Below are 5,816 nucleotides of genomic sequence, written 5' to 3' on the forward strand. Positions count from 1 at the left end.
GCCCATGTCATGCTGATGGTACTGCAACTTGGTGGTTGTGGGAGAGTAAGTGACTGCCGCAATTCTTTTGGTGGGGGCACTCCTTATGGGGGGTGCCCCCACTTTTTGCATTCACGACTGTGGGTGCCGGTGGTCCTGGTTGGGTCGGCTGGTGTGGTGGTGGGGGACCGGTGAGGTCCCCCTTTTCGCATTCACCACCCGATAGGATTTTCACGGTGTGGAATTGATCAACGATTCGCTGTGCCGGCGGTGGTCCTCCCCGTAGCGTGCATGGAGCCGCAGAGAGTCTGCGCTGCACACCTCAACGGTGAGGATCGAGAAGAGATCGAAATGAGTACACATCGGAGTCCTGACCAGTCTGCGTCAGCCTCTTCGTCGCCAGGTGCCAAAGCCGTGCCGATCATGGCGATCTTCGTATCATGGACACTGGTCGTCTCCGACGGATACGACCTCATCGTCTTCGGCACCGTCCAGTCCTCGCTCATCGAGAGCACCGGCTGGGGACTGACGAACGCATCGATCGGCACCCTCGGGTCGCTCGCGTTCGTCGGCATGATGCTCGGCGCCCTGTTCGGGGGCCGCCTCGGTGATCGGTTCGGTCAGAAGCGGACCGTCATCATCTGTACCATCGTCTTCACCTGCCTCAACGCCCTCTGCGGCGCCGTCGACAGCCCCGTCCTCTTCGGGGTGCTCCGATTCCTCGCCGGCGTCGGCCTCGGCGGTCTGCTGCCGAGTTCGAACGCCCTGGTCGCCGGCCTCGTCGCACCGCGCTGGCGGGCCACCGTCGCGACGATCATGATGTCCGGCGTCCCCGTCGGCGGTATCCTCGCCGCACTCACCGGCCTCATCGTCATCCCCACTCTCGGCTGGCGATGGATGTTCTTCCTCACCCTCGTCTCCCTCCTCATCATCCCCTTCGCCCTCAAGTACCTGCCCTCCCGCGGCCCGAGGAGGCCAGCGCCCGCGCCGATCGGACGAACCGGAGCTCCCTTTTCGCCGGGCCGTATGCGCCCATCTCCGCGCTCTTCGCCATCGCCGCTCTGGCCGTGCTCTTCGTCTGGTTCGGACTCGGCATCTGGCTGCCCCGGCTTCTCGAGACCCAGGGCTACGACCTCGGATCGGCGCTGACTTTCGCCCTTACCCTCAATATCGGCGCGGTCATCGGCTCGATCCTCACCGCCTGGGCGGGAACCCGGTACGGCGCCCTGGCAGCGGCAGCCGTGGCGACCGCACTGACCGGCCTCGCCATGGTCGCGATGATCTCCGACCAGCTGCCCATCGTCGTCACCTACCTGCTGCTCATCGTCGCCGGTATCGGCACGCACGGGTCGATGTGCCTGATCATCGGCGCCATCAACAACACGTACCCCGCTGCGATCCGCGGGACGGCGCTCGGCTGGGCACTCGGGATGGGCCGCCTCGGTGCGGTCCTCGCCCCGCAGGCAGGCGGGCTCCTCATCGGCACCGCAGCAGGTGTCGCTGCCGTCTACGGCGTCTTCGCCGGGGGAGCGATCTTCGCTGCCGCCGTCATGGGGGTGCTCATCCTCGTCATCCGGCGGGCGGCGCTCTCCGTGCCCGATGACACTGCCGCTCTCGCCGGGGCGAGCAGTGCCGGCGCGACCGCTGCGAACACCGCCCACACCTCCTGATGCCACGCGCATCAGCCCGCACCACATCACCCATTCACCTGTCATTGCAGAGGAGCACTGAGACCACCATGAAGAAGATCGCCCTCGAAGAGCACTTCGGCGCCACCGACCCCAACATCGTCGAACAGTCCGCCGAGCACTTCACGCCCGACGCCTGGCCGGAGAGGCGAGCCGCGCTGCTCGACATCCACGAGACGCGCCTGCAGAAGATGGACGAACTCGGCATCGAGAAGGTCATCCTCTCCCTCCTCGCCCCGGGCATCCAATCGCTCTACGAACGCACCGAGGCTGTCGACTGGGCGCACCGGCTCAATGACTACGCAGCGGACCAGGTCGCGGTCAACCCCGAGCGCTTCGCCTCGTTCGCCGCCCTTCCCATGCAGGATCCGGACGCTGCGACGAAGGAGCTCACCCGCGCGGTCAGCGACCTCGGCCTCGTCGGCGCTCTCATCAACGGCTTCTCCCAGGTCGACGACGAGAACACGGTCGTCTACCTCGACGATCCGCGCTACGCGGACTTCTGGTCGACGGTCGCCGAGCTCGACGTCCCGATCTACCTCCACCCCCGCGATCCGCTCGTCTCGAAGAGCCCACAGTACGACGGGCACCCCTGGCTCTACGGCTCGTCGTGGGCGTTCTCCGTCGAAACCGGCACGCACGCCCTGCGGCTCATGGGCTCAGGACTCTTCGATCGGCACCCGGGCATCAGCATCATCATCGGCCACCTCGGCGAGCTGCTGCCCTACAACATCTGGCGCACCGATCATCGTCTCGCCGTCGCCCCGCGCGGTCTCGACGTCGAGCACTCCTTCGGGCACTACCTGCGCAACAACTTCTACCTCACGACGAGCGGGAACTTCCGCACGCCGGCCCTCCTCAACGCGATCCAGGAGGTCGGCGCCGATCGGATCATGTTCTCCGCCGACTACCCGTTCGAGTCGATGGAGGAGGCCTCCGTGTGGTTCGACGACGTCGAACTCAACGACCGTGACAAGGCGAAGATCGCCGCCGGCAATGCGCAGCGCCTGTTCGGATTCAGCCCGAGCGGCGACCCGGCCGATCGCCCGGCCGATCGCCCGGCCGGGCAGAGCGCCGCTCGATCTCCGCAGCACATCGGGCGATAGCCTCCCGGACCCGCGGCGATGAGAGCGTGGCCGCCCTGACCTCCGGGGCGGCCACGCTCAGGGCCACCGGTGCGACACTGTCGCAGCCGCGCAGGGCGAGTCCGATCGCGTCGACCCCGCGTTCGGTGAAGCCGGACACCTGGGCAAAGCCGTCGAAGCGGACCCGCTCCATCATCCGCATGAAGTCCGCCGCCGTGGGAAAGAGGTCGCCCACGGGGGAGGACCGGTCGATCTGCTCGTTGAAGAACACCCGCACGAGCCATTCGTCGGGCAGCTGGGCGAGCAGCGCGAGCCCGCCCGCCGTCGTCGCGGCAGGAAGCACGGCATTCTCCCGGCTGCCCACGTGCGGTTCGGTCGCCCCCGCATAGGAGATGACGACCCGGACGCTGCTGCCGGTCCTCACCATGAGATTGCCCGTCTCCCCGGTCTCATCGACCAGCCGCCGCAGCGGCCGTCGAGCCCGCTGCTGGAGATCGAAGAGCTCGTCGGAGACGTTGAGCGGTGCCGTCACCGCGGTCCCGACCGTGTAGCGGCGGTCATCGAGCTGAGTGGCGAAATCACGATAGACGAGCATCTGAAGCACCCGGTGACACGTCGACGGCGACAGCTCGGCCCGCGCGCTGATCTCCTGGAGAGGCAGCGGAGCGGAGTCCCGCAGGATCCGGAGCACCAGCAGCGCCCGGTCGATCGACTGGATGAACGTGCTCGGCAGTGCCCGGAGGTCGAGGTTCTCCATGATCGTCATCCCGTCGCCGGCCCGCATCAGTGCACCACAACCCTATGCAGCCGCGTCGGGGAGACCAAGAGCCGATGACGTCTCGATTGAGAGGTCCGGGAGATGAATTCTCGCCGAGGCGGTCGCCTGGTTCGCGGTCCCGGTGACCGGTGCGCGGGGCGGCGCTGAGGATGAACTCGGGAAGAATTCGTGACGATCTCAGGGACGTCGTCGAACCGCTCCGATGCCGTCGAACTCGCGGATCGAGGGCCGCCACCTGGGCGTTCTTGATCTGATTGTGACAAGTGAGTTTGTTGTCAATATCGTGATCTTCGGTAACGTGGGCAGGAGTGATCAACGGAAGGTACTGCGCATGCTCACGCGACTGCACGATGCCCTCAGGCTGCGGACGAACCCGGCCATCTTCTTCTCCTCGGCGGCGGTGATCATCCTCTTCGTCGTCGGGACGATCGTCTTCACCGACGCCTCGACACCGGTGTCTCGGCGGCCTCGGACTGGCTGCTGACGAACTTCGGCTGGTTCTACATCGTCGGCGTCACGGTGTTCCTCGTCTTCCTCATCTACGTTGCGGCCTCCCGGTACGGTCGGGTCAAACTCGGTCCCGACGACGAACCGCCCGAGCACTCCAACGGCGCCTGGTTCGCGATGCTCTTCGCCGCGGGAATCGGCTCCATCCTCATGTTCTGGGGTGTCGCGGAACCGGTCAGCCACCTCGGCGATCCACCGCGGGCGAGCACCGGGATCGAGCCGGGCACGGTCGAGGCCGCGGCCGACGCGATGAACTTCACGTACTACCATTTCACGCTCCACACGTGGACGATCTTCACCCTGCCCGCGCTGTGCTTCGCGTACTTCATCCACAAGCGCAACCTGCCGCCGCGGGTGAGCTCGATCTTCCAGCCCATCCTCGGTGAGCGGATCCACGGGCCGATCGGGAAGACGATCGACGTCATCGCCATCATCGGCACCGTCTTCGGTGTCGCGGTGTCGATCGGGCTGGGCACGCTGCAGATCAACGGCGGGCTCGCCCAGGTCCTCGGGATCCCCGAGAGCGCGCTGTGGCAGCTCATCATCATCGGCGTCGTCTGCGGGCTGGCGACGATCTCCGTCTCGCTCGGCCTCGACAAGGGCATCAAGGTGCTCTCGAACATCAACATCGTCGTCGCGGTCCTGCTCCTCATCCTCATCATCGTCTTCGGACCGACCCTGTTCATGGCGCGGGGGATCTTCGAATCGCTCGGCACGTACATCCAGCAGCTGCCCGAGCTGGCGCTGTGGAACGACACGTTCGCCGACACGGGCTGGCAGAAGACGTGGACGGTCTTCTACTGGGCGTGGACGATCACGTGGTCGCCGTTCGTCGGGATCTTCATCGCCCGAATCTCCCGCGGTCGGACGATCCGACAGTTCGTCATCGGCGTCCTCGCCATTCCCTCGGCGTTCTCGATCCTGTGGTTCGGCGTCTTCGGCTACGCCTCCTTCGACATCGAGTTCAACCAGGGCGGCGGCCTCGTCGACCGCGTCGTCAATCAGGGCGACATCCCTGGCGCGCTCTTCGCGTTCCTCGAGCACTACCCGCTGGCGATCCCCGTGTCGATCGTCGCGATCCTCCTCGTCGTCGTCTTCTTCGTCACCTCGGTCGACTCCGCGGCGCTCGTCGTCGACACGATGAACAACGGGCACGAGGACTTCAACCCGCTCCCGCAGAGGATCTTCTGGGCGCTCGCGATCGCCGTCGTCACGGCGACGCTGCTCGTGTTCTCCGGATCGGGCGGGCTCGAGGCGCTCCAATCGACGATCATCCTCATCGGCCTGCCGTTCTTCGTCATCGCGTACTTCCAGATCTACGCCCTGATGAGAGCGCTGCGCGAGGATGCAGGGGCACTGCCGCGGGTGCGCATGCGCCGCTGGAAGAAGGTCCTGCCACCCGAGGAGGTCGAACGCCGCGAGGACGACTCCGACGAGTTCAGCAGCGAGTACGACGATTCGGTCGAGACCGTCGTCGCCCCCGAGGCCGTCGAACCCGCCCCGGAGTTCCGCGACCCCTACGTCGACGAGCCGAAATCGAAGTCCAAGCCGAAGCCCAAGCGGCAGAGCACCCTGGCCAGCCGGACCGGCAGCCGGTCGCCGACGAACGTTGACTGAGGGTCGGCGGGCAGGTCGGACGGGCGGACGGTCGGTGGGGTGACCAGTCGGGTTCGCCCCGTCGGCACCGGCCTCCGTCGAGTTTGCGCCAGTTGAGTCTGAGATGGACAAGGCAGCCTTGGCCATCTCAGACTCAACTGGCGCAAGCTGTTCGGCTCACTC

Annotated in this window: 2 protein-coding genes and 2 pseudogenes; 3 read left to right on the top strand and 1 reads right to left on the bottom strand. The window is 66.2% G+C overall.

Going from position 1 to position 5,816, the window contains the following annotated elements; translation table 11 throughout:
* The first annotated feature begins 402 nt into the window (after positions 1-402).
* Both AC2W7K_RS17965 and AC2W7K_RS17970 read left to right on the top strand, forming a co-directional pair.
* Positions 403-1,649 (top strand): annotated as a pseudogene (locus tag AC2W7K_RS17965) (MFS transporter).
* A gap of 68 nt (positions 1,650-1,717) precedes the next feature.
* Positions 1,718-2,773, top strand: coding sequence for an amidohydrolase family protein (locus tag AC2W7K_RS17970; RefSeq protein ID WP_198499054.1), 1,056 nt, complete (start codon positions 1,718-1,720; stop codon positions 2,771-2,773).
* Here the strand turns inward: AC2W7K_RS17970 and AC2W7K_RS17975 are convergent.
* Positions 2,685-3,536: an IclR family transcriptional regulator gene (locus AC2W7K_RS17975; RefSeq protein WP_198499053.1), complete on the bottom strand. Its 852-nt coding sequence runs from the start codon at positions 3,534-3,536 to the stop codon at positions 2,685-2,687. The two genes, AC2W7K_RS17970 and AC2W7K_RS17975, sit on opposite strands and share 89 nt — an antisense overlap.
* A 325-nt stretch (positions 3,537-3,861) precedes the next feature.
* Here AC2W7K_RS17975 and AC2W7K_RS17980 point away from each other — a divergent pair.
* Positions 3,862-5,654, top strand: a pseudogene (locus tag AC2W7K_RS17980) (BCCT family transporter).
* The last annotated feature ends 162 nt before the right edge of the window (positions 5,655-5,816 follow it).

The organism is Brevibacterium sp. LAARM2_SD2, from assembly GCF_057364785.1.

What these genes read in the sequence shown, in the direction of transcription:
- AC2W7K_RS17970 (WP_198499054.1), top strand. Translation starts at nt 1,718, where the DNA reads ATGAAGAAGATCGCCCTCGAAGAGCACTTCGGCGCCACCGACCCCAAC.
- AC2W7K_RS17975 (WP_198499053.1), bottom strand. Translation starts at nt 3,536, where the DNA reads ATGCGGGCCGGCGACGGGATGACGATCATGGAGAACCTCGACCTCCGG.